25 protein-coding genes are annotated in these 24,064 nt (G+C 66.5%); 12 read left to right on the top strand and 13 right to left on the bottom strand.

Annotated features, from left to right (window positions below; genetic code table 11):
* Positions 1-101 precede the first annotated feature (101 nt).
* The 6 genes from J2X09_RS21935 to J2X09_RS21960 all read left to right on the top strand — a co-directional run bounded on the left by J2X09_RS21935 (position 102) and on the right by J2X09_RS21960 (position 4,923).
* A complete protein-coding gene (locus J2X09_RS21935; RefSeq protein WP_204735414.1) occupies positions 102-758 on the top strand; it encodes a TetR/AcrR family transcriptional regulator in 657 nt (218 codons plus the stop codon).
* Positions 759-841: 83 nt separating this feature from the next.
* Positions 842-1,432: a TetR/AcrR family transcriptional regulator gene (locus J2X09_RS21940; RefSeq protein WP_204735413.1), complete on the top strand. Its 591-nt coding sequence runs from the start codon at positions 842-844 to the stop codon at positions 1,430-1,432.
* A 92-nt stretch (positions 1,433-1,524) separates the two neighbouring features.
* A complete protein-coding gene (locus J2X09_RS21945) occupies positions 1,525-2,232 on the top strand; it encodes an SDR family oxidoreductase (protein WP_204735412.1) in 708 nt (235 codons plus the stop codon).
* 82 nt (positions 2,233-2,314) lie between these two features.
* Positions 2,315-3,637 (top strand): MATE family efflux transporter, encoded by a 1,323-nt coding sequence (locus tag J2X09_RS21950; RefSeq protein WP_204735411.1) that lies wholly within the window; start codon positions 2,315-2,317, stop codon positions 3,635-3,637.
* 36 nt (positions 3,638-3,673) lie between these two features.
* Positions 3,674-4,090 (top strand): PaaI family thioesterase, encoded by a 417-nt coding sequence (locus J2X09_RS21955; RefSeq protein ID WP_204735410.1) that lies wholly within the window; start codon positions 3,674-3,676, stop codon positions 4,088-4,090.
* 188 nt (positions 4,091-4,278) lie between these two features.
* Positions 4,279-4,923 (top strand): 3'-5' exonuclease, encoded by a 645-nt coding sequence (locus J2X09_RS21960; RefSeq protein WP_204735409.1) that lies wholly within the window; start codon positions 4,279-4,281, stop codon positions 4,921-4,923.
* Here the strand turns inward: J2X09_RS21960 and J2X09_RS21965 are convergent.
* The gene (locus tag J2X09_RS21965) at positions 4,904-5,404 is read right to left on the bottom strand and encodes a hypothetical protein (protein ID WP_204735408.1); all 501 of its coding nucleotides are present in this window, start codon (positions 5,402-5,404) and stop codon (positions 4,904-4,906) included. The two genes, J2X09_RS21960 and J2X09_RS21965, sit on opposite strands and share 20 nt — an antisense overlap.
* Before the next feature lie 170 nt (positions 5,405-5,574).
* Between J2X09_RS21965 and J2X09_RS21970 the strand changes: the two genes are divergently transcribed.
* Together J2X09_RS21970 and J2X09_RS21975 are read left to right on the top strand one after the other, a co-directional pair.
* Entirely contained in the window at positions 5,575-6,672 is a 1,098-nt protein-coding gene (locus J2X09_RS21970; protein ID WP_204735407.1) for a 3-deoxy-7-phosphoheptulonate synthase, read from the top strand.
* Positions 6,673-6,677: 5 nt separating this feature from the next.
* Positions 6,678-7,706 (top strand): patatin-like phospholipase family protein, encoded by a 1,029-nt coding sequence (locus tag J2X09_RS21975; protein ID WP_204735406.1) that lies wholly within the window; start codon positions 6,678-6,680, stop codon positions 7,704-7,706.
* A gap of 10 nt (positions 7,707-7,716) precedes the next feature.
* Here J2X09_RS21975 and infA read toward each other — a convergent pair whose 3' ends face one another.
* The 3 genes from infA to J2X09_RS21990 all read right to left on the bottom strand — a co-directional run bounded on the left by infA (position 7,717) and on the right by J2X09_RS21990 (position 9,984).
* On the bottom strand, positions 7,717-7,971 hold the full coding sequence (infA, locus tag J2X09_RS21980) for a translation initiation factor IF-1 (protein WP_204735405.1): 255 nt from the start codon (positions 7,969-7,971) through the stop codon (positions 7,717-7,719).
* A 30-nt stretch (positions 7,972-8,001) separates the two neighbouring features.
* Positions 8,002-8,475: a hypothetical protein gene (locus tag J2X09_RS21985; RefSeq protein WP_310309401.1), complete on the bottom strand. Its 474-nt coding sequence runs from the start codon at positions 8,473-8,475 to the stop codon at positions 8,002-8,004.
* A 183-nt stretch (positions 8,476-8,658) separates the two neighbouring features.
* The gene (locus J2X09_RS21990) at positions 8,659-9,984 is read right to left on the bottom strand and encodes a hybrid sensor histidine kinase/response regulator (protein ID WP_204735404.1); all 1,326 of its coding nucleotides are present in this window, start codon (positions 9,982-9,984) and stop codon (positions 8,659-8,661) included.
* A gap of 50 nt (positions 9,985-10,034) precedes the next feature.
* Between J2X09_RS21990 and J2X09_RS21995 the strand changes: the two genes are divergently transcribed.
* Entirely contained in the window at positions 10,035-10,637 is a 603-nt protein-coding gene (locus tag J2X09_RS21995) for a hypothetical protein (protein WP_204735403.1), read from the top strand.
* Positions 10,638-11,006: 369 nt separating this feature from the next.
* Here the strand turns inward: J2X09_RS21995 and minE are convergent, their stop codons facing one another.
* The 6 genes from minE to J2X09_RS22025 all read right to left on the bottom strand — a co-directional run bounded on the left by minE (position 11,007) and on the right by J2X09_RS22025 (position 14,746).
* Positions 11,007-11,267 carry a cell division topological specificity factor MinE gene (gene minE, locus J2X09_RS22000; RefSeq protein ID WP_204735402.1) on the bottom strand — a complete coding sequence of 87 codons (261 nt, stop codon included), beginning with the start codon at positions 11,265-11,267 and terminating at the stop codon, positions 11,007-11,009.
* Positions 11,268-11,270: 3 nt separating this feature from the next.
* The gene (gene minD, locus J2X09_RS22005) at positions 11,271-12,086 is read right to left on the bottom strand and encodes a septum site-determining protein MinD (protein WP_204735401.1); all 816 of its coding nucleotides are present in this window, start codon (positions 12,084-12,086) and stop codon (positions 11,271-11,273) included.
* 36 nt (positions 12,087-12,122) lie between these two features.
* Positions 12,123-12,890 (bottom strand): septum site-determining protein MinC, encoded by a 768-nt coding sequence (gene minC, locus J2X09_RS22010; RefSeq protein ID WP_204735400.1) that lies wholly within the window; start codon positions 12,888-12,890, stop codon positions 12,123-12,125.
* Between the two features lie 407 nt (positions 12,891-13,297).
* Positions 13,298-13,921, bottom strand: coding sequence for a Spy/CpxP family protein refolding chaperone (locus tag J2X09_RS22015; protein WP_310309404.1), 624 nt, complete (start codon positions 13,919-13,921; stop codon positions 13,298-13,300).
* Between the two features lie 67 nt (positions 13,922-13,988).
* Positions 13,989-14,420 (bottom strand): MerR family DNA-binding protein, encoded by a 432-nt coding sequence (locus J2X09_RS22020; protein WP_374726525.1) that lies wholly within the window; start codon positions 14,418-14,420, stop codon positions 13,989-13,991.
* 128 nt (positions 14,421-14,548) lie between these two features.
* Complete coding sequence (locus J2X09_RS22025; RefSeq protein WP_204735399.1) at positions 14,549-14,746, bottom strand: heavy-metal-associated domain-containing protein; 198 nt, start codon at positions 14,744-14,746, stop codon at positions 14,549-14,551.
* A 141-nt stretch (positions 14,747-14,887) separates the two neighbouring features.
* Here J2X09_RS22025 and J2X09_RS22030 point away from each other — a divergent pair, with 141 nt between their 5' ends.
* Together J2X09_RS22030 and J2X09_RS22035 are read left to right on the top strand one after the other, a co-directional pair.
* Complete coding sequence (locus tag J2X09_RS22030) at positions 14,888-17,236, top strand: heavy metal translocating P-type ATPase (protein ID WP_204735398.1); 2,349 nt, start codon at positions 14,888-14,890, stop codon at positions 17,234-17,236.
* A 62-nt stretch (positions 17,237-17,298) separates the two neighbouring features.
* Positions 17,299-17,895, top strand: a complete 597-nt coding sequence (locus J2X09_RS22035) for a hemerythrin domain-containing protein (RefSeq protein WP_204735397.1) — start codon at positions 17,299-17,301, stop codon at positions 17,893-17,895.
* Positions 17,896-17,898: 3 nt separating this feature from the next.
* Here J2X09_RS22035 and J2X09_RS22040 read toward each other — a convergent pair whose 3' ends face one another.
* Positions 17,899-19,269, bottom strand: a complete 1,371-nt coding sequence (locus J2X09_RS22040) for an aspartate aminotransferase family protein (protein ID WP_204735396.1) — start codon at positions 19,267-19,269, stop codon at positions 17,899-17,901.
* A 151-nt stretch (positions 19,270-19,420) separates the two neighbouring features.
* Positions 19,421-20,026: a glutathione transferase GstA gene (gene gstA, locus J2X09_RS22045; protein WP_204735395.1), complete on the bottom strand. Its 606-nt coding sequence runs from the start codon at positions 20,024-20,026 to the stop codon at positions 19,421-19,423.
* 116 nt (positions 20,027-20,142) lie between these two features.
* Between gstA and J2X09_RS22050 the strand changes: the two genes are divergently transcribed.
* The gene (locus J2X09_RS22050) at positions 20,143-21,465 is read left to right on the top strand and encodes a translocation/assembly module TamB domain-containing protein (protein WP_204735394.1); all 1,323 of its coding nucleotides are present in this window, start codon (positions 20,143-20,145) and stop codon (positions 21,463-21,465) included.
* A 4-nt stretch (positions 21,466-21,469) separates the two neighbouring features.
* Here the strand turns inward: J2X09_RS22050 and J2X09_RS22055 are convergent, their stop codons facing one another.
* Complete coding sequence (locus tag J2X09_RS22055) at positions 21,470-23,977, bottom strand: hypothetical protein (RefSeq protein WP_204735393.1); 2,508 nt, start codon at positions 23,975-23,977, stop codon at positions 21,470-21,472.
* Between the last annotated feature and the right edge of the window lie 87 nt (positions 23,978-24,064).

Consider the following 24,064-nt stretch of genomic DNA (forward strand, 5'->3'; position numbering starts at 1 on the left):
CGGGGCCATGCTACGGAGCTTTCTTGACAAGTGTCAAGATTTTTCTTGACGACTGTCCAAACCGGATGGCGCCAGGCCCGGACCCTTCGTACAATGGCCCGATGACCAAAGCGCCCCCCCGCAACGACAAGTTCAACGAGCGCCGCGCCGAGCTGGGCGAGGCCGCGCTGCAGACGCTGGCCGACCTGGGCTACGCGCGCACGAGCCTGCGCGAGATCGCGCAGAACTCGGCGTTCTCGCACGGGGTGCTGCACTACTACTTCACCGACAAGCTCGACCTGATCCTGTGCAGCGTGCGCCAGTACAAGGCGCGCTGCGTCACGCGTTACGACGAGGTCACCACCACGTCCACCCGCTTCGAGCAGCTGCTCGATGGCTTCACGGAAGCGCTGGGCGACACGCTGCGCAACGAGACCACCATGCACCGCCTCTGGTACGACCTGCGCTCGCAGGCGCTGTTCGAGGAAGCCCTGCGCGACGACGTGGAGGCGATCGACAAGAGCCTGGAGAAGATGATCTGGCGCGTGATGCAGCGCCTCTCCGAACTCGCGGGCTCACCCGTGAAGGCCTCGAGCGAGGCGGCCTACGCCATGCTGGACGGCTTGTTCCAGCAGTGCCTGCTCAAGCACCTCTCGGGCGACAAGAAGGCCATCGCGGCCATGCAGGCCAGCGTCCGCCAGGTGCTGCTGCAGTTGATCGATGCGCCCACCGCGGCACCGCGCGCGAAGCCGGTGCGACGCAAGCTCGCCACCGCCTGAAGCCAGCGACAACACGCGCCGCGGGGATTTGAAACCCCCAGCAATATGATGGCCATCATATTCAAGCGTACAATCGCGCCACCATGGAAGCCACCCCCAACCGCAAGGCGCTGACGCACGAGCGCATCCTCGACACCGCGGCCCGCGCGATCCGCCGCGCGGGTTTCCAGGGCGTCGGTGTGGCCGACATCATGAAAGAGGCGGGACTGACCCACGGCGGCTTTTATGCGCACTTTGCCTCCCGCGACGCGTTGCTAGCCGAGGCGCTGGCCCATGCCGGACAGCAAAGCGCCGAGCGCATCGCCAAGGGCAACGCCGCCCGCGAGGCGAGGGGCGCGAGCCCCCTGCGTGCCCTGGTGGAGGTGTATCTGTCCGAACGGCATCTGAGCGGCACCGAGAACGGCTGCGCTGTGGCGGCACTGGTGTCGGAGATGCCACGCCAGTCCGCCGATGTGCGGACCGCCGCCACGCAGCGCGTGCGCAACCTGATCGCCACAGTGGAGCGCGCCTTGCCCGAGGGTGCGGCGCCAGGCACCGCCAGCGCCATCGCGAGCCAGCTCGTGGGCGCGCTGCAGTTGGCGCGGGCGCTCGGCGACAACGCCGATGGCAAATCGCTGCTGGCCGACAACCGTGCGGCCTTGCTGGCGCAATACGACGTTTCTCCTCGGGCCTGAACACCATGCCAGGCCGTCTTCTTTTTTTTCACCCCTGCATATGACGATCGTCATATGCAGCTCCCCCAGCCCCATCACAGGAACCGCGAACCATGAAACTTCAGGATGCCACCGTTCTCATCACCGGCGCCAACCGCGGCATCGGCCTGGCCTTTGCCCGCGAGGCGCTGGCGCGCGGCGCGCGCAAGGTGTACGCCGGTGCACGCAACCCGGCCAGCGTGAGTCTGCCTGGCGTGGAAGCGATCGCGCTGGACGTGAACGACCCCGCGCAGGTGGCGGCAGCCGCCCAAAGGGCAGATGACGTCACGCTGGTGATCAACAACGCCGGCATCGCGTCGTTCGGCGGCTTTCTGGCCGAGGGCAGCATCGAATCGGCGCGCACGCAGCTGGAGACGAACTTCTTCGGTCCGCTGCGCGTGAGCCAGGCTTTCGCGCCCGTGCTCGCGTCCCATGGCGGTGGCGCGCTGGTCAATGTGCTGTCGGTCGCCAGCTGGATCAACTCGCCCCTGCTGGCGGTGTACGGCGCAAGCAAGTCGGCCGCGTGGGCGCTCACGAACGGCTTGCGCCATGAGCTTCGCGCGCAGGGGACGCAGGTGATGGCGCTGCACATGGGTTTTGTGGACACGGGCCTCACGCACGGCATCGAAATGCCGAAGTCGACACCCGAAGCGATCGTGCGACGTGCGTTCGACGCGCTGGAGGCGGGTGCTGAAGAAGTGCTGGGCGATGAACTCACGCAGCAGGTCAAGCGCGGCCTCTCGGCAGACCCTGGCGTGTACCTGCGCGATCCGCGCGCCTGAGCGGGCCGGTTCATGAGCGCCGTTCTGCCTGTGCGCACCCCGCACCCCGCACACCCACCCCGCACAGGCCCGCGTGCAGGAGATGCTGCACGCGCCCCTGCTGCCCACGCTGTTCCGCCTGGCCACACCCAACGTGATGGGGCTGTTCGCGATGACGATCGTGATTGGCTACGACGGCTACATCCTCGGGCGCGTGGGGGCCGACGCGCTGGCGGGCATTGCGCTGGTGTTTCCGCTGTCGATGCTGATGCTGCAGATGTCGGCCGGCGGCATCGGCGGTGCGACGACGGCCGCCGTGGCACGCGCTCTGGGGGCGGGGCGCAGCGACGACGCCAGCCGTCTGGCCCAGCAGGCCTTGCTGATTGCGGCCCTGCTGGCCCTGTTGTTCATGGCCATGATGCTCGGCGGCGGGCACGCCATCTTTGCCGCGATGGGCGGCCATGGCGCGGCGCTGGACGCCGCGCTCGCGTATTCAAATGCGCTGTTCGCGGGCGCGGCGGTGATCTGGTTCACCAACGTGCTGGCCGCCGTGGTACGTGGCGCGGGCAACATGCTGCTGCCCTCGGTGCTGCTGCTGGCCACGGCGCTGCTGCACCTGGGCCTGAGCCCGCTGCTGGTGTTCGGCTGGGGGCCGGTGAAGGGCATCGGTGTGGCGGGTGCGGCAGTGAGCACGCTCACGGTCAACGCGCTGTCGGCGCTGGTGATGGTGGCCTGGCTGCTGCGCCGTGATGGCGCGGTGCATCTGCGGCGCACACCCTGGCGGCCCCGTTGGCCGCTGTGGCGCGAGATCCTGCGCGTGGGGCTGCCGGCATCGCTGAGCCCGGTGATCAGCAACGCGTCCATCGCCGTGGCCACGGGCTTCGTGGGCCACTACGGCACTGCGGCGCTGGCGGGCTATGGCGTGGCGGCGCGGCTGGAATACATCCTGGTGCCGATCGCCTTCGGCTTCGGCACAGCGCTCACGGCCATGGTCGCGACCAACATGGGCGCCGGCCAGGCGACGCGCGCGGTGCGTGTGGCCTGGACGGGCGGTGCGGTGGTGGCGCTGATCACCGGTGCCATCGGCGTGGCCACCGCCATCGCGCCCGGGTTGTGGATGAACCTCTTCACCCAGGATCTGGCGGTGCTCGCCGTGGGTGGCTCGTACCTGAACATCGTGGGCGGCGCCTATGGCTTCTTCGGTCTGGGCCTGGCGCTGTTCTTCGCGTCGCAAGGCGCGGGCCGGATGTTCTGGCCGCTGGTGGGCAGCATGGGCCGCCTGCTGATCCTGGTGCTGGGAGGCTGGCTCTGCGTGCACGTGTTCCAGGCACCGGCCGGCGCGCTCTTCGCGCTCGTCGCGCTCAGCCTGATCGTCTATGGTTCCACCCTGGCGATCGCGATCCGCATGGGCAGCTGGACGCGCTGAACACCGGCATCATCCATACACCAAGAGGAGACCCGAATGAACGACCTCACCCCACAGTTCAACGAACGCGGCGTCGGCAAGCTGCCGGGCCATCTCGGCCTGGTGTTCACGGAAGTGAGCGCACTGGAGGTGCGCGGCGAGCTGGCCGTGCTGCCCCACACCATGGCGCCCAACGGGTTCCTTCACGCCGGCAGCGTGGTCACGCTGGCGGACACAGCCTGCGGTTACGGCTGCGTGGCCAACCTGCCGAAGGACGCCACGGGTTTCACCACCATCGAGCTCAAGAGCAACCACCTGGGCACCGCGCTGGAAGGGACCATCGACTGCGTGGCGAAGCCCGCCCACATCGGCCGCACCACGCAGGTGTGGGACGCGGTCGTCACGCACCGCGACACCGGCAAGACGATCGCGCTGTTCCGCTGCACGCAGATGGTGCTGTACAGGAAGCAGTGAACACCCCCTTGCGCCGCTGTGCGGCTTCCCCCCTCTCTGGCGCGCCTTCGGCGCTGGGAGGGGGACGGCATCTCGGGCCGGCGCAGCCGGACCCTGGATGCCTCTGGTTATTTCATTTGGGGCGGGTCGCACTCCGGCGGATGAGGGCTGACTTGGGTAGCGCTCGCGCCACGCTACAGTTCGACCCCATGTCCCGCATCGCCGTCATCGACTTCGAAACCACCGGCATTTCGCCGACCCAGGGCGACCGCGCCACGGAGGTGGCGATCGTGATCACCGAGGGCGGCCGCGTGGTGGACCGCTACCAGAGTCTGATGAACGCGGGTGTGCGGATCCCGTCCTTCATCACGCAACTCACCGGCATCACCAACGCGATGGTGGAAGCCGCGCCACCGGCTGACGTGGTGATGCGCGAGGCCGCGCGATTTGCCGACGGCGTGCCCATGGTGGCGCACAACGCGGCCTTCGACAGCCGTTTCTGGATGGCCGAACTGACCCGGGCCGGCGCAGAAGCCACACAGGCGTTCGCATGCACCGTGCTGCTTTCGCGCCGCCTCTATCCCGAGGCGCCGAGCCACAAACTGGGCTCGCTGGTGGATTTTTTCCAGCTGCCGCGCACGGGCCGCGCGCACCGCGCGCTGGCCGATGCGGAAATGGCGGCCGAGCTGCTCGCGCGCATCCAGCACGATCTGCGCGTGCTGCACGGGGTGGACGCACCCGACCACGGTTTTCTGATGGCTCTGCAGCGCTGCGCGCGCGCCAGCTTGCCCCGCTTCCTGCAGGCGCACACGGAGCGCCAGGGCGGGGCGGGCGTCAGTACACGCGCAGCTTGAACTGCACGATCACCGCGCCGTCGACCTTGCCGATCGACGGGATGATGCCGACGTTGACGCCGTAGCGTTTGCCTTCCCAGGTGGCCATGGGCACGGCCGCGAAGAAGGTGCCACCCCTGGCCAGCGACGGGTAGCCGTTCATCACACCGAGCGTGCCACCGATGCGGATCGGTCCGACAGCCCAGGGTTGCCAGTTCACCGCGGCATACGAGGTCGTCTTGCGCACGCTGTTGTAGTACGCGCCCGCCATGTAGGAGACTTCGGGACTGGTGCGGTACTCGGCACCGAGTCCGAGGTTGTTCTCGTTGTAGCCATTGCTGCGCGAGAAGTGACGCGAGAAACCACCCACATTGATCCAGACTTCGCTGCGCGGCGCGTCGAGCTGCATGACGGGCGGCGTGGCGGGCGAGGCGCTCGCGAAAGCCGGCGGGTTCAGCACCCCCAGCAGTGCCACACATGCGAGGTACAAAGTCTTCATCATTCATCCCTGGTTCAAGCGATCCGTGCAACAGATCTGTCACATCCTGTTTCGACCCGTCCGCCCACCGCCTGAGCCAGGCCGTGAGCCAGAATCCGGGATTGCGTGACTTTTTCGGCGCTCAAGGCGCTCCCGTTCCGACGCCTGTCATCAGCCCGACATTTCCCCAAATCATGAAAACCCACACCCCCCACACCATCCTTTCCACCCACGACACCACCCGCATCGACGATTTGCGGATAGGCGCCGTGCGTCCGCTGATCACGCCGGCGCTGCTGCAGGAGTGGCTTCCGGCACCCGAGGCAGCGCAGGCCCTGGTGGCGTCGAGCCGCACTGCCATCTCGCGGGTGCTGCACGGGCAGGACGATCGCCTGGTGGTGGTGGTCGGGCCCTGTTCCATCCACGACCACGCGCAGGCCGTCGAGTACGCGCAGCGGCTCAAGGCACAGGCCGACGCGCTGCAGGAAGATCTGCTGGTGGTGATGCGCGTGTATTTCGAGAAACCGCGCACCACGGTGGGATGGAAGGGTTACATCAACGACCCGCACCTGGACGGCAGCTTCGCGATCAACGAAGGCCTGGAGATGGCGCGCGCACTGTTGCTGGAAGTGCTGGCGCTCGGTCTACCGGTCGGGACCGAGTTCCTCGACCTGCTCAGCCCACAGTTCATCAGCGACCTCGTCAGCTGGGGCGCCATCGGGGCGCGCACCACGGAGAGCCAGAGCCATCGCCAGCTGGCCAGCGGCCTGAGTTGCCCGGTCGGGTTCAAGAATGGCACCGACGGCGGCGTGAAAGTGGCGTCCGACGCGATCCAGGCCGCGCGCGCCACCCACGCGTTCATGGGCATGACGAAGATGGGTCAAGCTGCCATCTTCGAGACGCGCGGCAACGACGACTGCCACGTCATCCTGCGCGGCGGCGCGCAGCCCAACTACGCCGCGACCGACGTCGACGCCGCCTGCAAGCTGCTGAACAAGGCCGGACTGCGCGAACAGGTCATGGTCGATGTGTCGCATGCCAACAGCAGCAAGCAGCACCAGCGCCAGATCGATGTCGCTGCCGACGTCGCCTCGCAGGTGGGCGCGGGCGACCGGCGCATCGTCGGCGTGATGATCGAGAGCCATCTGCAGGAAGGACGCCAGGACATCGTGCCGGGCCAGCCACTGCGGGCCGGTGTGAGCGTGACCGACGCCTGCATCTCCTTTGAACAGACCGTGCCGGTCCTGCACGGCCTGGCCGCGGCCGTGCGCTCGCGACGCGCCCACCGCTGATCCGCATGGCCCTGCACTGGCGCAACACCCCGACCGTCAACCTCGCCCTGCAGGGCGGTGGTGCGCACGGCGCCTTCACCTGGGGTGTGCTTGACGCACTGCTGGAAGATGGCCGCCTGATGTTCGATGGCGTGAGTGGCACCAGCGCGGGTGCCATGAACGCGGTGCTGCTGGCACAAGGCCTGATGGCCGGCGGGCCCGACGGTGCACGCAGCGCCCTGCGCCGCTTCTGGACCGCCGTGGCCGACAGCATGCCGTTCGAGGTGGCCATGCCCACGGCCGACGGGAAGGACATGCGGCTAGCACCCGCCATGCAGCTGATGCTGCAATGGACACACTACTTTTCGCCCGAGCAGCTCAACCCTTTCGACCTCAACCCACTGCGCAGGATCCTGTCGGCGCAGGTCGACTTCGATCGCCTGCGCGTGCACAGCCCGGTGAAGCTGTTCGTGGCGGCGACCAACGTCAACACCGGCAAGCTGCGGCTGTTCCGCGCGCCCGAGCTCACGCCCGACGCGGTGCTGGCATCGGCTTGCCTGCCCACCATGCACCGCAGCGTGGTGATCGACGGCGAGCCATACTGGGATGGGGGTTACGCGGCGAACCCGGCGGTGTTTCCACTGTTTCACGAATGCCGTGCGCGCGACATCGTGCTGGTGATGCTGGCGCCGCTGAAGCACAGCGCCACGCCCCAGTCGGCGGCGGACATCAAGAGCCGGATGATGGAGCTGGCTTTCAACGCAACGTTCCTGCGCGAGATGCGCATGTTCGCCCACCTTCGCGAACGCGCGGCGCGCAGTTCATGGTGGCGCCGGGGCGAGCTCGACCGCCGCCTGGCGGGAACGCATTTTCACGTCATCGAGGCCGGCGAAGTGATGCGCGAACTGAGCACCGAGAGCAAGGTCGCGGCGAGCATGCGCTTTTTCGAGATGCTGTTTGCACTCGGCCGAGCACATGGCAGCACATGGCTGTCGGGCCACCACAGCGACGTCGGTCGGCGCAGCAGCGCCGACCTGCAGGCCCTTTTCTACTGAGGAAGAAAAATCAGCGCGGCTTGCGCGGGGTCATCGGGCCGCGGCCTTCGATGTGACGGAAGTTGATGCGGCCCTTGGTCAGGTCATAGGGCGAGAGTTCCAGCGAGACCCTGTCACCCGCCAGGATGCGGATGTGGTTCTTCTTCATCTTGCCAGCGGAGTAGGCAATCAGCTGATGGCCGTTGTCCAGCGTGACGCGGAAGCGCGTATCGGGCAGCACTTCGTTGACGATGCCCATCATGTCGATCAGTTCTTCTTTGGCCATGGTATTTCCTTTGGGTATGAAGTGTATCGGTCAGTTTGGAAAGGCGCTCGAGCACGCCGAATCGCGGTCGTGCACCCAGTCAATGCCCTGCGCCAGTGCGTAGTCGGCTGCGGCGGCTTGTGTGAGAAAAGCACTGTCGAACCGGATCACCCGGTCCGTGGACGCGCTGCCGTGTCCGCTGGCGATGGACACCTGTGCGGCGAACAGTCCGCCGGGCAGGGCGCGGGGCAGGGCCGCGATGCGGTACTTGCCCAGGATGAGGGGAGACGGTTTCGTCGCCCGGGTTGCAAGGTCGTTCGTATGAATCATCAAAAGCATCAGTGGGCCCGACGCGCGGGCGATGCCGTGGCGTCGATAGGGCCCGAAACAAAACAGGTGGCAGCCCCATGCCGGGGTGCCCCGCCGGTTCACCTGATCGATCCAGCGCGACACGCGCCGGACCAGCACCAGTGCACGAGCCACGGCAGAGGCATCGACAACAGCGGGGAGGAAGAGGGCCACCATGCCGTGAGAAAGCGGTGTGGCACGAAACCTTGAAGGGGCTGGACCAGCGGCCCCTTCTGCCGGGGGGCGGACGATCCATGCAGCGCTATTGCGCCTGGATCGGCTGGTCGCTCAAGGCGATTCCGTATTGTAACACGACGACGCCCCTCACGCACGCGCGACCGGGCCTCACGGACCGGGACGTCAATGGTCGGTCGCGGGCCGGGTATTGCTGAAGGAGGCGTGGGTTTCCTGGATCAGCGCGGCAAGTTTCTCGTAAGGCAGGGGTTTGTACGCGATGATCACGGCGGCGGCCGTGCTTTCGGGGCCATGGCGGATCTCCACATCGCCCGTCAGAAGGATCGACGGAATCTGCCGCTCCTGGCGTTTGCGAACGCGCTTGATCAACTCATACCCCGACAGTCCGGCATCGAGGTGGAAGTCCGTCAGGATCAGATCGATCGGGCTCACTGTCATCTCGAGCTTGGCCTCCAGCCCTGGCCAGTCGCTCGCGGCGATCACCCGACAACCCCATTCCTCCAGCGTGCGGGCCATGCTTTCCAGCACGATCTCGTCGTTGTCGACCACGACGATGCGAAGACCACGGAGATCGCTCTCCCTGGATTGCAGGCCCACCACCTCGGGGTCGTCGCTGCGCGTGAGGGTGATGAAAAAGCTCGTTCCCCTGCCCAACTCGGACTCCACTTCAATAGGCGCCTTGATGAGGTCTGCCGTCTGCTTGACGATCGCCAGGCCGAGGCCGATGCCATCCACCATGCCTTTCCGGCGGGGAAGGCGGACGAACGGATCGAAGATCCGCGTCAGCTCATCGGGCGGAATGCCGATGCCGTCGTCTTCCACGCTGATCACCACGGTCTGCGGAATGGGCGAGATCGCGCGCATGCGCACCGTCCCCCGCGAGGAATACTTGATGGCGTTGGACAACAGGTTCGTGAGAATCGTCCGCAGGTGGTTGGGGTCCGTCAACACGTTCAGTTCGTTGGCTTCGAACCGGATCGCCAACCCACTCACCGCGGCCGTCTCATGGAACTCGTTGGCCAGGGAACCAAACATCCGCTCCAGCGAAATCGTCTCGTCCATGGTCGTGACCTGGCCAGAATCGAGACGGGTTACAGCCATCAGCATGGTCAGCGACTTCGACAGGGAGTTGACCACTTCGTTGACCGCCTCGACCTCGACCCGCAGGGACGACAGGGAGGCTTCGCGCCTCAACCGCCCCAGCATGAGACCGAGCGCATGCACAGGCTGCCGCAAGTCGTGGCTCACCATCGCCAGCAGGCGTGCCTTGGCCGCGTGCGCTTCCTGCAGATGGGCCACCTGCTGCATGAGATAGCCCTTTTCCTCCTGCCGCTCCCGTTGCACCCGTCGGATGTAGAAATGCTCTTGCGCCCGAAAGGTGGCCACGGTGTAACCCAGAAACAGGAAAGCCAGCGAAGCGATGACCGCCGGATAGAAGCGGTTGAAGTCACCTGTTCCCAACGTGATGCCCGTCATGCAGAAGATCTGCATGAATATCTGACATGTGATCCGTCCATCGTCACGCTCCTTCACGATCGCTGATGCTGCTGTGCTGGGGCATCCGCATTCCAGCTCCCGTGCAGTTCTGCCGGGTCGTGGAGCGCTCCTGCGAGAAGCCCGTGCTTCTCATCACTGTCGACACCAGCACCTCACAGGTGCAGGCGGTTTCGTGCGCTGGAGAGAACCTGTCCTGCCAGAACCTGCGAATGCCCGGATGGAGTCAGATGGATGAGCTGGTCTGGGGTAGTGACCTCATCTTCTGCACTCGAAGAGACATTGCCCACCGCGCGATGGAAGCCGGCACGCCCATGCTCTGGATGCGCGATGACGACGGCCTGTTTGACTGGTATCTCGATGGCCAGGATCCTGCATTCAAGCGATCCCTGAACGTCGTTGCCTACCACTTACAGCAAGTGGGGACGCCTTCCTCTGAGCTCCTGTGGCTTCTGAACCAGCGGGAGTTCCTCGAAAGCATTGCCCGCAACGCTGTGGCACCAGGACAAGGCGATTCACCGTTGCGTCGCGCCAGAAACAAGGCCGCATCAAGGGCAACGCTGACGCTGAGCGGCTCGCCCACGAGGCCAGGTGCCTGCACACGGAAGGCCGACAAAGGAACCGAACTTGCGGTCGGTGTGGCGTTCTGATTCCAGTGGCTCATGGAGTACATGGCTCGTCAGCAAGGAGTTGCTCAATGAGCGCCGACACCTGATGGGTGCGCGCCTGCCTTTTTCAGCAGGCGAATTCTTCACGTTTTGTTTGCACGTCGGTTCACGCGGAACGAAACAGCAAATATTGGTCACGAGACACAACTTATTTGGCATGAGGGCCAAGACACCTGCAGCAAGCCCGGCGGCGTACGGGCCTTCACTCCTGGCTACCGGTCAGGCAGTTGCGTCGCCTGGCTGTCGTGCGCAACAAGACATTGGTGGAATGTCACCAATGCATTGCGGACAATGAAAACCTCGTTCGCGGATGCCCGGAGAACCGCAATGACCGCACCGCGGTTCTCTGTCCTACTTGCGATCAGGCAGTTCGATCTTGACCTCGAGCACGTCCAGGTTGTCCTGGCGGTCGAGTTGAACCTTGATGTCGTCCGGGTTGATCTTGATGTATTTGCCGATCACAGCCACCAACTCCCTCTGCAGAGCCGGCAGGTAGTCGGGTTCGGACGCACTCCTCCCGCTGCGCTCGTGCGCCAGGATGATCTGCAGCCGCTCCTTGGCAACGCTTGCGGTCTTCTTCTTCTCGCCCAGCAGGAAGGAAAGGATCGACATGCCTTACCTCCCTCCAAACAAGCGCTTGAAGAAACCCACTTTCTCGGCTTCGATGAAACGCAGGGGCTTCTCGGCCCCGAGGAAACGGTCGATCACGTCGCTGTAGGCCTCGGCCACATCGGTGCCCTTCAGGTGGATGGCGGGCGTGCCCTGGTTGGACGCGGTCAGCACGCTTTCACTCTCGGGGATCACGCCGATGAGCTTGATGCGCAGGATGTCCTGGATGTCTTCCAGCGAGAGCATCTGCCCATCGGCCACGCGTCCCGGGTTGTAGCGCGTGATCAGCAGGTGCTCCTTGATCGGTTCCTTGCCATCCATGGCGCGCTGTGTCTTGCTACCGAGCATGCCCAGAATGCGGTCGGAGTCGCGCACGCTGGAGACTTCGGGGTTGGTGACGATGAGGGCCTCATCGGCGTAGTGCATGGCCATGAGCGCACCGGTCTCGATGCCGGCAGGCGAATCGCAGACGATGTACTCGAAGCCCATTTCCGTCAGGTCGGTCAGCACCTTGTGCACGCCTTCCTGGTTCAGTGCGTCCTTGTCGCGCGTCTGGCTGGCAGCGAGCACGAAAAGGTTGTCGCACTGCTTGTCCTTGATGAGTGCCTGGTTCAGATTGGCTTCACCCTGGATCACGTTGATGAGGTCGTACACCACACGGCGTTCGCAACCCATGATGAGATCCAGATTGCGCAGGCCGACGTCGAAGTCGATGACGGCGGTCTTGTGGCCGCGCAAGGCCAGGCCCGATGCGAAGCTGGCGCTGGTGGTGGTCTTGCCCACGCCGCCCTTGCCAGAAGTGACGACAACAATCTTGGTCATGGTGAAGGGTCCTTCGGTTCGGAGATGGGAGAGTGTTCAGGTGCCAAGGGCATCGATGACCAGCTTGTCGCCATCGGGCCCGGGCACCAGCCGGACCTGGGCGGTCTTGCCCTGGACCGAGTCGGGCAAGGCCACCTCGCTGGTGCGGTAGATGCCGGCAATCGAGATGAGTTCGGGTGCCATGGACAGCGCGAAGATGCGGGCATCGGCGTTGCCACGCGCGCCAGCAATGGCTTTGCCACGCAGGGGGGCGTAGACGTGAATGTGGCCATCGGCAATGACTTCGGCACCTGGGTTGACCATGGCCATCACGACCAGGTCGCGGCCGCGCGCGTACACCTGCTGGCCCGAGCGCAGGGGTTTGTCGATCACCAGCGCGCCAGGCATGGGTGGAGGAGATGCGGGTGCCACAGGCTCGGGGTTCGCAGTTGCGGTGGGTGCCACCGACGGTGGTGTGCGTTGCACGGTGGCATCCGGCGCCGACAGCAGACCGGCGGCGGCTGCCAGTGCGGTCTGCTCGATGGTGCCACCACGCACGGCGATGGGTGTGAGGCGGTATTGGCGCAACAGGGTCTGCAGTGCCGCGAAATCGGGCAAGGCATGGGCTTCCGCCACATTGAGGGGATGCAGATCGATGACCAGCGGATCGTGGTCAAAGAAATCGGGCATATCACCGAAGCGCTGCGCGAACTCCTCGGCAAGTCGTCCGAGATCGGACGACTTGAGCATCAGGGCCACCAGTGGCAGGTGGGCGCTCTTGATTTCGAAGGTGGCGGGCGCGTTTCCTACGAGAGCGACAGACATGGGCGAAACAGATCCAATAACGGGCCAGCCGCAGGAACACCGGATCGGCAGTCTGGCTGAAGCGGCGCATCTTACCAGCCGGGTCGGCCGGTGCCGGCAAGTCGCCATGCGCAGGTGTCAGGGCATGTTTCATGCAGCCCACCATACGCTTGCAGCACAACCCTGTGTGTAACTTTTGAACAAGGCAGGTGTTATCCACAAGCAAAGCTTCTGCGGCCACTTTGTCCCCATTGTGCAAAAGCAGCGCCTGCCCCCTTCACACAGCCTTTTTCGAGTTCCAAGTCATTGATCTGCCAAGAAAAAGGGCGCTTGTCCACACCGGACAGCGCCCTCTACTACTACTGCTATTTAATTTAAGTACTTTAGAAAGAAGACAGGGGAAACAACGCCCGGCCCTTCGGGCCCGGTCAGGTGGGTTGTTTCACCGCTGGCTGGGCGTGGTGGGGATGGTGGCGGTGCTTGCCAGGGCCACGATCCATGCCCGTGCGCTGAAAACCACCCATGTGCTGGGCGTCGAACACCTTCTGCTGTTCCCCATTCAGGGTGGCATAGAAGCTCTTGATGGCGTCCACGCGCCTGGCCATGACGGCATCGCGCTCGGCCTTGAGAGCCTGCATCCGGTCGAGGCGCTGGGGCGTGGTCAGCTTGGACCAGTCTTCGCGGGTACCTGGACGTTCTGGCGCAGCCTGAGGCTGGGTGCGCGCAATGAAGGCATTCCAGGCCGGTTCCTGTTCAGGTGTGAGTTTGAGTTCGGCCTTCAAGGCCGCTTGACGCTCGGCAACCCTCTTCTGCATCTGAGCGTGGCGCTCGGCCCGTTTCTGCTCGCGCTGTTCGGCGGTGGGACCCACGGGTTTCGTCACGGATTTGTCGGATGGGGTGGCCTGGGCGACGACGGTGATGTTGTCGGTGGTGCCGGTCGAACGGGCGGTCGGTTGCAGGGCCGAGGCCTGTACCAGTGCGCTGGCGAAGGTGCCGACCAGCGCAGTGGCCAGTGTGGTGGCGATCAGGGCGCGTTTCGGAAGCGATTTCATGGAGGACTCCTGGTGGTGGTTGAAGAAGGACCTCCACAGGACCACGGTGTCGGGCTGCGGAGTGGTTTCAGTGTCTGGCGCGCGTGTTTCCACCCCGTGCCGCTGAAGTGGCGGCTTTGTAAAGTTTTGTGCCACTTTTTGCATCAAATGTGCAAGCCGGTTGTTCGAGGTCGTCAAGGATCGGGCAGTCGGGGCGCTCGTCGCCCGGGCACAGGCGCAGCAGGTGTCCCAGGGTGCGCTGCATGGACTGCAGGGCCTCGATGCGCTGGGCGAGTTCGTCCATGTGCTTCTGTGTGATGCGCTTGACGCTTTCGCTGCTGCGTCGGCGGTTGTGCCAGAGGCTCACGAGCTCGGTGATGGCTTCCAGGCTGAAACCCATGTCGCGCGCCCGGCGGATGAAACGCAGTGTGTGCACATCGGCCTGGCTGTACTGACGGTAGTTGCTGTCGGTGCGCGGTACCGCCGCGAGCAGGCCCAGGGTTTCGTAGTGGCGCAGCATCTTGGGTGAAATGCCGCTGAGCTGCGCGGCTTTGCCGATGTTCACTGGCCACGGTACCCGTTCATCGTCGAGGTGCTGTCCGCCCGCCTGGGCGAGCTGGGTCAGAAGGCGATCGGTGGGCATGGCCATCAGCCTGCCACGGTGTAGCCTTCTTCCCGGATCGCTTCAGCCAGGGCTTCGCGCGGCTGATCGGTGTCCACCTCCACGCGATTCTGCCTGCGATCGATGGTGATTTCAGCCCGGGGATCCAGGAGCCTGATGGCCGTGGTCACGGCCTTCTCGCAGTGGCCGCAGGTCATGCCCTGGACGTCAAGGATCTGTTTCATGGTGTCTTCCTTTCAGGATGGGTTGGGGATGCGTTCATTCTGGACCTTGACATGGTGTCAAGGTCAAGCGTCTGGTCGCGTCGTCACAGTTCGCTACAAGCGCTTGACCTTCCCACGATGGCAAAGCTTATGCTGGCTTCCATGAACACGATCACGGTCCCACCACCCGACGGCAGTGCGGTCTTTTCCACCTATCCACCAACCCGGATCGACCTGGGCATTGGCGGCATGACGTGTGCTTCCTGCGTGACGCGGGTCGAGAAGGCACTCATGAAGCAGCCCGGTGTGAGTGACGCGACAGTGAACCTGGCCACGGAATCGGCACGTGTGACCTTGTCTGGCGTGGACGCAACCGAATCGCTGGCGCGCATCAAACGTGCGGTGCGGGATGCCGGCTACGAGCCTCGCACGATCGAGGCCATGGACGAAGAGGACGACGGCCGCGTGATGGGTGTGCCGCGCGATCTGCTGCCGGTGCTGGTGGGGGCGGTGCTGTCGGCGCCTCTGGTGTTGCCCATGGTGGGTGATCTGTTCGGGCGGCACTGGATGTTGCCGGCCTGGGCGCAATTCCTGCTCGCCACGCCGGTGCAGTTTGTTCTGGGTGCCCGCTTCTACCGTGCCGGCTGGCATGCGCTCAAGGCACTGACCGGCAACATGGAGTTGCTGGTGGCGATCGGTACGACAGCCGGATGGGCGTTGTCCACCTGGTTGTGGTGGCGTGCCGCACCAGGCGATATGCCGCACCTGTACTACGAAGCGTCGGCGGTGGTGATCACGCTGGTGCTGCTGGGCAAGTGGCTGGAGGCGCGTGCCAAGCGCCAGACCACCACGGCCATTCGCGCACTGCATGCATTGCGACCCGATCGGGCCCACCTGCTGCCGGACGGCGTGCGCCGCACCGAGGCCACCGATGTGGCGGTGGACGAACTGCTGCCGGGTGATGTGATCCGTGTGCTGCCAGGCGAGCGTTTCGCGGCCGACGGTACGGTGGTGCAAGGTCATACGCAGGCCGACGAGTCCATGCTGACCGGTGAAGCCATGCCGGTGCCCAAGGAAGAGGGCGATGCGGTGACCGGCGGTTCGCTCAATGGCGAGGGTGCTGTGGATGTGCGGGTGCGTGCGATCGGCGCGCAGAGCGTGCTCGCGCACATCATCGGCCTGGTGCAGGACGCCCAGGCAGCCAAGGCACCGGTGCAGCGCATGGTGGACCAGGTCGCGGCGGTGTTCGTGCCCGTGGTGCTGGTCATCGCACTGGCGACATTGTTGGGCTGGTTGTGGACGGGTGCGCCGCTGGAAGAGGCTTTGCTGCACGCGGTGGCGGTGTTGGTCATCGCCTGCCCCTGCGCCCTGGGTCTGGCCACGCCGGCGGCGATCATGGCTGGCACGGGGGTGGCGGCACAACATGGCATCCTGATCAAGGATGCACAAGCACTGGAGATCGCACACAAGGTCGACACGGTGGCCTTCGACAAGACGGGCACGCTGACCGAGGGGCATCCACGCCTGCTGGAAATCGAAGCCGCACCCGGTGTGGATGAAATTGCGGTGTTGCAGGCTGCTGCTGCGTTGCAGGCCCAGAGCGCGCATCCGCTGGCACGTGCGGTGCTGGAAGCGGCCGCGTCGCGGTCGATCGACGTGCCATCCGATGCCGCGCTGGAGGTACAGGCTGTGTCCGGTCGGGGCAGCCAGGGCCGGGTGAAAGGCGCATTGCTGGCCCTGGGCAGCCTGCGCTGGATGATGGAGCTGGGGGCTTCCCTGGGCCCGCTGGAGTCGCGGGCCCGTGCCCTGCAAGCCGAAGGCGCCACGGTGTCGGTGCTGGCCAGCCAGACGCCCGGTGACGCGGCCGCGGCGGCCACCTGGGCACCATTGGCTTTGCTGGCCTTCGGGGATGAACCCAAGGCCGGTGCGGCCGAGGTCATCGCGGACTTGAGGGCGCAGGGCATGCGTCTGTTCATGGTGTCGGGTGACAACCGGGGGGCGGCCCTGGCCATGGGTGCGAGGCTGGGCCTGCGGGCCGATCACGACGAGGTGATTGCCGATGTGCTGCCCGGCGACAAGGCGTCGATGGTTCGCCGGCTGCGTGCAGCGGTGGTGGGTGATCGCCTGCACGTGGTGGCGATGGTGGGCGATGGCGTAAACGACGCGCCAGCGTTGGCCGCTGCCGACGTGGGCATGGCCATGAGCCACAGCCAGGGCGCAAGCGCCGACGTGGCCATGCATGCAGCGGGTATCACCCTCATGCGCGGTGACCCGATGCTGGTGTCGGCCGCGCTCGATATCTCGCGCCGCACGGTGCGCAAGATCCGCCAGAACCTGTTCTGGGCGTTTGCCTACAACGTGGCGGGCATTCCGCTGGCCGCGCTCGGTTTCCTGAGCCCGGTGGTAGCAGGTGCCGCGATGGCACTGAGTTCGGTCAGTGTGGTGAGCAATGCGCTGTTGTTGCGGCGCTGGCGGCCGCCCCGGCGCAAGGTCCGTGTGCCTGCGGATTGACACACATCAATGCGCGACCGGTGATGTTGCGCGATGCTTGGGTCTTCCCGAGGAGACCTCCCATGACACACGACGCCGTGCGCGTGATTCGCGATGAACACGCCGGACTGAGCGCGATGCTGCAGTCGCTCGCACAGATGGTGCGCATGGGTCCCGATGCGCCCGGCATGGGCAGTCCCGAGCGTTATTTCGATGTGTTGCGGGCGATGCTGTTCTACATCGACGCTTTTCCCGAGAAGAACCACCACCCGAAAGAATCCAATCTCCTGTTTCCCCGCCTGGCGCGCGCAGCGCCCCGTTTGTTGCCGGTCATCGAGCAGCTGGAGCGCGACCATATGAGCGGTGAAATGCGGGTGCGCGAACTGATGCACCTGCTCATGGCCTGGGAATACATGGGGGAGCTGTACCGCGCTGCGTTCGAGGCGGAGGCGACACGCTATGTGAAGTTCTACCTCGACCACATGCGGTTGGAGGAAACGGCATTGCTTCCCGTGGCCGAAGCCGAGCTGGCGGACGAAGACTGGGTGGTGCTCGACGAGGCGTTCACCAGCCATGCCGATCCGTTGAACCCGCACCTGCCGCGCGACCCGCAGTTTGACCGTCTTTTCACCCGCATCGTGATGCGGGTGCCCGCCCCGATCGGCCTGGGCGAGGCCTGAGGCTCAATCCACCGCGAGCACGACGAGCAGCTCGTCGAACACCTGCAGCAGGCGATCGACATCACCGGTGCGGGTCGCGGGCGAGATCAGCATCATGCTGTGGAAGGGGGTGAGCAGCACGCTCCGGTTGAGCATGAACAGGTGTGTGAACGCTTCGAGTTCCGCCTGTGCATGTTCACGCACGTCCTGAGCGTTGCGGGGGGTGCCGGGCATGAATTGCAGCTCCATGCGCGCACCCAGCCGGGTCACGGTCCAGGGCATGCCTGCCCGTGCGATGCGTTCGCGCAACCCTTGTTCGAGCTGCCTGGCCAGTGCCAGCATGTGGGTGTAGCTGGCCTCGGTGTGCAGGTGGCCGAGCGCGGCTTCCAGTGCCGCCAGCGTGAGCGCGTTGCCCGACAGTGTGGTGCCGATGCCGCTGTGGCCTTCCGGTGCGGCTTCCTTGGCGGCGGCCATGCGCTCGGCCATGTCGGTGGTGAAACCATAGACCGCGCTGGGCAGGCCACCGGCCACGGCCTTGCCAACGACCAGGAAGTCGGGTTCGAGCGAGTGCGCGCGCGCATAGCCGCCGAGCGCGGTGGAAATGGTGTGGGTCTCGTCGCAGACGAACAGCGCACCATGTTGCCGGCAGAGCGCGCGGGCCGCTTCCCAGAATCCGGGCTCGGGCGGCACCAGCCCGAAGTTGGTGAGGGCGGGCTCGGCCAGCAGGCAGGCCACGTCACCGGGCGCCAGCGCGGCTTCCAGTGCGTCAAGGTCGTTGAATGGCACGACGCGGGTGAAGGCGGCGTGGTTGTGCACCTGGCCCAGCACCGAGGGGCGCGGCAACGTGCGACCCGTGGTGGGCTCGAGGTCCACCAGGGTGTCGTCGACCGCACCGTGGTAACAGCCGTCGAACACCAGGAGCTGGGGCCGTCGCGTGATCGCGCGCGCCCAGCGCAGCACGAAGCGGTTGGCGTCGCTTGCCGTCAGCGCCATCTGCCAGAACGGCAGGCCGAACACGCGCTGCAGGCCCTCACCCACCGCCACCGCGTTGGTGGCCGGCAGCATGCAGGTCAGGCCGCGTGAGGCCTGCCGGGCGATGGCGTCGGCCAATGGCGGCGGGCTGTGGCCGAACATGGCGCCGGTGTCGCCCAGGCAGAAATCGGCGTATTGCAAGCCATCGGCGCATTGCAGGGTGACGTCCTGTGCTTCGCGCACGAACAGGGTGGCCGGGCTGGGCCAGTCGCGCATCCAGTGCAGGGGCACACCGAACAGGTAGTGCGCCTGCGTGGCCCGGGCCAGGGCCAGGGATTGCGGGTGGCTGACCACGAAGCGCTCACGCTCGGCCTGTTGCAGCGCAGCGATGCGCGCCGAAGAAAGGAAGGTGGTGGACGGCATGGCCTCAGCTTAAGCGCGATGCCGCCACGCATGCCGTGCTGCGCGCAATGGACGCGCCACGGTGCACCGAATTGGCACCGGTGCATGAGCACTCACAGCCATCACACCCTGCGTGCGGCTGGCGCTATGCGCAGGCTGAGCGCTTCCTGGTTCAGATCAGGCCTTCGGCCTTCATCGCCGCCTGCACGGCCGGGCGAGCCGCCACGCGGGCGCGGTAGGCAGTCAGGTTCGCCAGTGCGCTGATGTCCACACCCACACGCGGCGCCCAGTTGGTGACGGTGAAGAGGTAGCCGTCGGCGACGGTGAACGGATCACCCATGAGGTATTGCTTGCCGGCGAGTTCGCCGTCGATCCACTTGAGGCGCTGGCCGAGCCGGTCTTTGGTGGCCGTCTTCACGTCGTCGGGCGTGGCGGGGTTGAACAGCGGGCTGAATCCCTTGTGCACCTCGGTACCGATGAAGTTCAGCCAGGACTGCAGCTGGTAGCGCGCCAGGGTGCCGTTAGCCGGCGCGAGGTTCTTCTGCGGCGCCTGGTCGGCGATGTACTGGACGATCGCCGGGCCTTCGCGCAGGCGTTCACCGGTGTCGAGTTCCAGCAGGGGCACGTAGCCCAGCGGGTTGATGGTGTAGTAGTCGGTGCCGTCGGGCAGCCGGTGGGTCTTGGTGGGTGCGGGCACGGCTTCGAAGGACAGGCCGGCCTCGTGCAATGCGATGTGGGGGGAGAGCGAGCAGGCGCCCGGGGAGTAGTAGAGCTTCATGGTGTTGTCGTCCTCGAAAAGGGTGCCGCCGGTTGGGGCACGGGAGCGATGCTACCGGCGGCGGGGCTTTTCTGCTGGCGCGGGACATGCCGGATAGGGGTGACGACAATGCGCGGATGCGTCGCGTTCTCCGTCTCCTGGCATGGCTGGCCGGCATGGCTCTTCTGCTGGCCGGTGCCGTCGTGCTGGCGCTGCATGTGTGGACCGGCTCCGATAGCTTCCGCCAGCGCGTGGAGCGTCAGGCCAGCGCGGCGCTGGGTGTGCCGGTGGCGCTGTCGAGCGTGTCGGTGCGTGTCTGGCCACTGCCGGCGGTCTCGCTGGAGGGCCTGAACATCCAGGCGACGCCACCGATCACCTTGCACCGCGTGGAAGCGCGGCCGGTGTGGTCGGCGCTGGTGGCGGGGCGTTTGCAGGTGTCCACGCTCACGGTGCGCCAGGCCGTGCTGCCCCAGTCCACGCTGGTGCTGCTGGGCGCACGCCTGCAGGATCCGGCGCGTCAGCCCGCTGCCGCACGGGCAGGCGAGCCCCAAGGTGACGAACCGGCGCCGGACCTGGGCTGGCTGCCACGCAGCGTGGTGCTCGATGGCGTCACCTGGGTCGACGAGCGCGGCCATGAAACCACGGTGCAGGCCATCGCCCGGCTGGACGAAGACGGCTGGCCCGCTGAGGCCGATGTGACGGTGACCGGGGGTGGCCTGAGGGGCACAAAGGCGAGCCTGCGGCGCGAGACCGGCGGCCAGACGGCCTGGACGCTGGACGCGGCCGTGGGCGGGGGCACGGTGCAGGGGCCGTTGAAGATCACACCGCCCGCGCCGAACAACCCGAAGTCGCGTGAACTGATGTTCGAAGGCACGCTGCACACGCGTGGCGTGGAGGTGTCGGCATTGACCGCACCCAGCCGCCCGCTGACAGGCCGGCTGGAGGCCGACACCACGCTGTCCGCGCGCATCGACCCTCGCGCCAGCACCAGTGCATTGCGCGAGGCGTTGCGCACGCAGACCCGCTTCAAGGTGGACGGTGCGGTGCTGCAGGGGCTGAATCTGCTGGAAGCGGTGGCCACGGTGGGACTCTCGCGCGGTGGCCTCACCCACCTCGACACCTTGTCGGGGCGCGTGAACACGCGGGGCCAGACGATCACACTCAGCGAACTCGTGGCGAACTCCGGCGTGCTCTCGGCCACCGGCGAGGTGGCGGTGGCGCCGTCGCGCACGCTGTCCGGGCGCCTTCAGGTCGACGTGACGCGGGGCGCCAGTGGTGGTCTGGTGAGCGTGCCGCTGGCCGTGGGCGGCACGCTGGACGAACCCAGCGTCACCCTCACCCGTGCCGCCTTGCTGGGTGCGGCCATTGGCACGGTGATCGCGCCCGGCGTGGGCACCGGCGCGGGGGCCAGCCTCGGTGGCCGCATCGGCGAGGGCCTGAAGGACCTGATCCGGAAGTAGCAGGTCAGCGGAACACGTTGGACCAGATGTCGCCGTGTGGCGGGCTGCCGTCGTCCTGCGCCCACACGGCGATGGCGTTGCCGTCGGTGTCGACCGCCACCGCGCAGCTGTCGATGCCGCCGGCGGTGTTCTCGATCAGCTGGCTCGAGCCCCAGGCCATGGACGTGGCGTCGTAGCGGGTGGCATACAGGTCGTTGTACATCGCGCCAGACAGGGCGTGGCTCCACACGGCGATGGCGTTGCCATGGGCATCGATGCCCACGTCGAGCGGCCCGCCGCCGGAGCTGCCGCTGCCACCGTCCAGCGTGGCGTCCAGCCGCGTGGCCGCCACGGCCCAGCCGCCGTCGGGGCTGTAGGGCTGGCCCCAGGTCTGGCGCGCATCGTTGTGCGATTCGCGCCAGAGCACCACCGCCTCGCCCGTGGGTGCCATGGCGATGCGCGGGTCGAAGCTGCCTTGCGCGTTCACGTTCGACAGCGTCACCGGGTTGTTCCACATGCCACCCGAGTAGCGCGCGGCCAGCACATCCGAGCTGCTGCTGCCGGCGCCCGTGCCCTGCGCCCAGACCACGATGGCGCCGCCGCTGTCGTTGCGGGCGATGCGCGGTTCACCGATGGACGAGGTGGTGTTGGTGACCAGCTGCTGCGCGCTGGACCAGCCGGTGCCGTTGAAGGCGTTGTGGAACAGGTGCTGCTGACCGCCGTCGGCCTGCAGCCACACCGCGAGCGCGAAGCCGCCGGGCATCACCGCCACCTGCGGTGCGATGGCAGGGCCCACCGCGCCGTCGATGCTGGTTTCCGTCTGCCAGGTGCCGGAGACACGGCGGTTGGCGCGGATGCGGTGCTGTCCGCCGTCGTTCCATGCCCACACGGCCAGCACGTTGCCGCCGGCGTCCACGCCCAGGTGGGGCGTGGTGGCCGCTCCGTTGTCGCTCTCCACCGGCACGTCGGTGCCCCAGCTGCCGCCGGACCAGGTGGCCGAGCGGATGCTCATGGTGGTGCCATCGTGCTGTGACCAGATCGCCGTGACATTGCCCGCGCTGTCCACCGCCACGGCGGGCGACACCGCGTTGCCGCTTCCTGTCTCGATGTTCTGCGGCGTGCCCCAGCTGCCGCCCGCGGTGTAGCGGTTGGCCCAGATGTTGTTGCGCGTGCCGTCGTGTTGCTGCCAGACGGCCATGGCGTTGCCAGTGCTGTCCACCGCGACCACCGGGTTCTGCGCGATGCCCAGGCTGGCTTCGATGCGCGCCGCCACCTGCCAGGCCTGTCCACCGCCCGCGCCGCAGGTCACGGCCACGTTGGTGATGTTCGCGCTCGCCGTGCCGCTGCCGTTCTGCACCGTGCAGGTCTGGCCGGCCGGTTGTGTACTGACGGTGACGTTGTAGGGCACGCCGGTGGCCACCGGCGTGGCGAAGGTGAACGCGCCGCTGGCGGTCACGGTGAGGTCGTCCGCGCCGTTGTTGCGCAACACCACCGTGCCGGCGAGGCCGCTGACGGTGCCGCCGATGGTCTGCGTGGTGGCGGGCACCGGCACGTCGACGTTGATCACGATCGCGTCCTGGTAGCGCGCCTGGAAGCCGTCGCCGCGCTGGCAGGCGACATACGTGGCGTACACGTGGCGACCTCTGTCCAGGTGGCTCAGCGCCACGGGCGGGAACTGGGCGGCACCGCCGGCGCCACGGTCGCCGTGGTAGCCGACGTTCAGCGGCAGCGTCTGGTCGTACAGCGTCTCCAGCACGTCGGGGCTCCGGTCGAGCTGGCGGCGGTAAAAAGTGACGCGGGCGGCGGTGCAGCTCGGCCACATGCTGTAGCTGGCGCTGAAGTTCAGCGTGGCGGCAGCGTCCAGCCGGAAGGTGCCGACCGGGTTGACGTAGGCGTTGGAGTCACTGGTGCGCACCAGGGCGTTGGACGGGCTGGCCGTCATGAGGGTGCCGCCGCGCGGGCCGAAGCAGCGGTCGGGGTTGGGCGGGGCGTTGGCGGGGATGCTGCAGGCCTGTGCCACGTAGCTCCACGAGAAGGTGTTGCGTTCCACGGTCGCGAAGCCGCCGGCCACCACGGCCTCGGCCGGGATCCAGGCGGTGTCGGTGCCGGCGAACCACACCTCGGGGGCTGTGACGCCCGCGGCCACGGGCAGGCGGATGGCGACCGGCACCTCGAAGCTGATGCCGTGCGGTGTGAACTCGTAGCGCGTGCCGGGCGTGGCGAGCATCGGGTCGGCGGCAGGCGCGCCTTCGGCGGTGCGCGCGATGCCGATGGTGGTGTTGGCGCGCAGCGCACCGGCGGGAATGACCACCTGCACGCCATCGGGCCCGGTCAGGGTGCCGCCGGCCGGGCCGATCACCGCCGTCGTGCGCTCGACCGGGGGCTCGCCGTTGTGGCTGCTGCCGCCGCAGGCCACGAGCAGCACGGGCAGCAGGCAACCGGCCAGGCGCCACAGGCGCACGGAAAGAAAGGGGCGTCGGTGCACCGGTCCCGAAAGAGGCGTGGGCGGGCGTTGTGGTGTGACAGCGAACATGGGTGATCTCCAGGGGCAGGAAGCCGGACCGGGCTCACCATAGGAAAAGGACTTCGCACACAACAGTGCCGAAAGTCATGACGTGCA

Source organism: Hydrogenophaga laconesensis (genome assembly GCF_031457235.1).
GTDB lineage: Bacteria > Pseudomonadota > Gammaproteobacteria > Burkholderiales > Burkholderiaceae_C > Hydrogenophaga > Hydrogenophaga laconesensis.

Excerpts from the sequence above, each read along its gene's own strand:
- J2X09_RS21935 (WP_204735414.1), top strand. The coding sequence starts at position 102 with ATGACCAAAGCGCCCCCCCGCAACGACAAGTTCAACGAGCGCCGCGCC.
- J2X09_RS21940 (WP_204735413.1), top strand. The coding sequence starts at position 842 with ATGGAAGCCACCCCCAACCGCAAGGCGCTGACGCACGAGCGCATCCTC.
- J2X09_RS21945 (WP_204735412.1), top strand. The coding sequence starts at position 1,525 with ATGAAACTTCAGGATGCCACCGTTCTCATCACCGGCGCCAACCGCGGC.
- J2X09_RS21950 (WP_204735411.1), top strand. The coding sequence starts at position 2,315 with ATGCTGCACGCGCCCCTGCTGCCCACGCTGTTCCGCCTGGCCACACCC.
- J2X09_RS21955 (WP_204735410.1), top strand. The coding sequence starts at position 3,674 with ATGAACGACCTCACCCCACAGTTCAACGAACGCGGCGTCGGCAAGCTG.
- J2X09_RS21960 (WP_204735409.1), top strand. The coding sequence starts at position 4,279 with ATGTCCCGCATCGCCGTCATCGACTTCGAAACCACCGGCATTTCGCCG.
- J2X09_RS21965 (WP_204735408.1), bottom strand. The coding sequence starts at position 5,404 with ATGATGAAGACTTTGTACCTCGCATGTGTGGCACTGCTGGGGGTGCTG.
- J2X09_RS21970 (WP_204735407.1), top strand. The coding sequence starts at position 5,575 with ATGAAAACCCACACCCCCCACACCATCCTTTCCACCCACGACACCACC.
- J2X09_RS21975 (WP_204735406.1), top strand. The coding sequence starts at position 6,678 with ATGGCCCTGCACTGGCGCAACACCCCGACCGTCAACCTCGCCCTGCAG.
- infA (WP_204735405.1), bottom strand. The coding sequence starts at position 7,971 with ATGGCCAAAGAAGAACTGATCGACATGATGGGCATCGTCAACGAAGTG.
- J2X09_RS21985 (WP_310309401.1), bottom strand. The coding sequence starts at position 8,475 with ATGGTGGCCCTCTTCCTCCCCGCTGTTGTCGATGCCTCTGCCGTGGCT.
- J2X09_RS21990 (WP_204735404.1), bottom strand. The coding sequence starts at position 9,984 with ATGCAGATCTTCTGCATGACGGGCATCACGTTGGGAACAGGTGACTTC.
- J2X09_RS21995 (WP_204735403.1), top strand. The coding sequence starts at position 10,035 with ATGCTGCTGTGCTGGGGCATCCGCATTCCAGCTCCCGTGCAGTTCTGC.
- minE (WP_204735402.1), bottom strand. The coding sequence starts at position 11,267 with ATGTCGATCCTTTCCTTCCTGCTGGGCGAGAAGAAGAAGACCGCAAGC.
- minD (WP_204735401.1), bottom strand. The coding sequence starts at position 12,086 with ATGACCAAGATTGTTGTCGTCACTTCTGGCAAGGGCGGCGTGGGCAAG.
- minC (WP_204735400.1), bottom strand. The coding sequence starts at position 12,890 with ATGTCTGTCGCTCTCGTAGGAAACGCGCCCGCCACCTTCGAAATCAAG.
- J2X09_RS22015 (WP_310309404.1), bottom strand. The coding sequence starts at position 13,921 with ATGAAATCGCTTCCGAAACGCGCCCTGATCGCCACCACACTGGCCACT.
- J2X09_RS22020 (WP_374726525.1), bottom strand. The coding sequence starts at position 14,420 with ATGCTGCGCCACTACGAAACCCTGGGCCTGCTCGCGGCGGTACCGCGC.
- J2X09_RS22025 (WP_204735399.1), bottom strand. The coding sequence starts at position 14,746 with ATGAAACAGATCCTTGACGTCCAGGGCATGACCTGCGGCCACTGCGAG.
- J2X09_RS22030 (WP_204735398.1), top strand. The coding sequence starts at position 14,888 with ATGAACACGATCACGGTCCCACCACCCGACGGCAGTGCGGTCTTTTCC.
- J2X09_RS22035 (WP_204735397.1), top strand. The coding sequence starts at position 17,299 with ATGACACACGACGCCGTGCGCGTGATTCGCGATGAACACGCCGGACTG.
- J2X09_RS22040 (WP_204735396.1), bottom strand. The coding sequence starts at position 19,269 with ATGCCGTCCACCACCTTCCTTTCTTCGGCGCGCATCGCTGCGCTGCAA.
- gstA (WP_204735395.1), bottom strand. The coding sequence starts at position 20,026 with ATGAAGCTCTACTACTCCCCGGGCGCCTGCTCGCTCTCCCCCCACATC.
- J2X09_RS22050 (WP_204735394.1), top strand. The coding sequence starts at position 20,143 with ATGCGTCGCGTTCTCCGTCTCCTGGCATGGCTGGCCGGCATGGCTCTT.
- J2X09_RS22055 (WP_204735393.1), bottom strand. The coding sequence starts at position 23,977 with ATGTTCGCTGTCACACCACAACGCCCGCCCACGCCTCTTTCGGGACCG.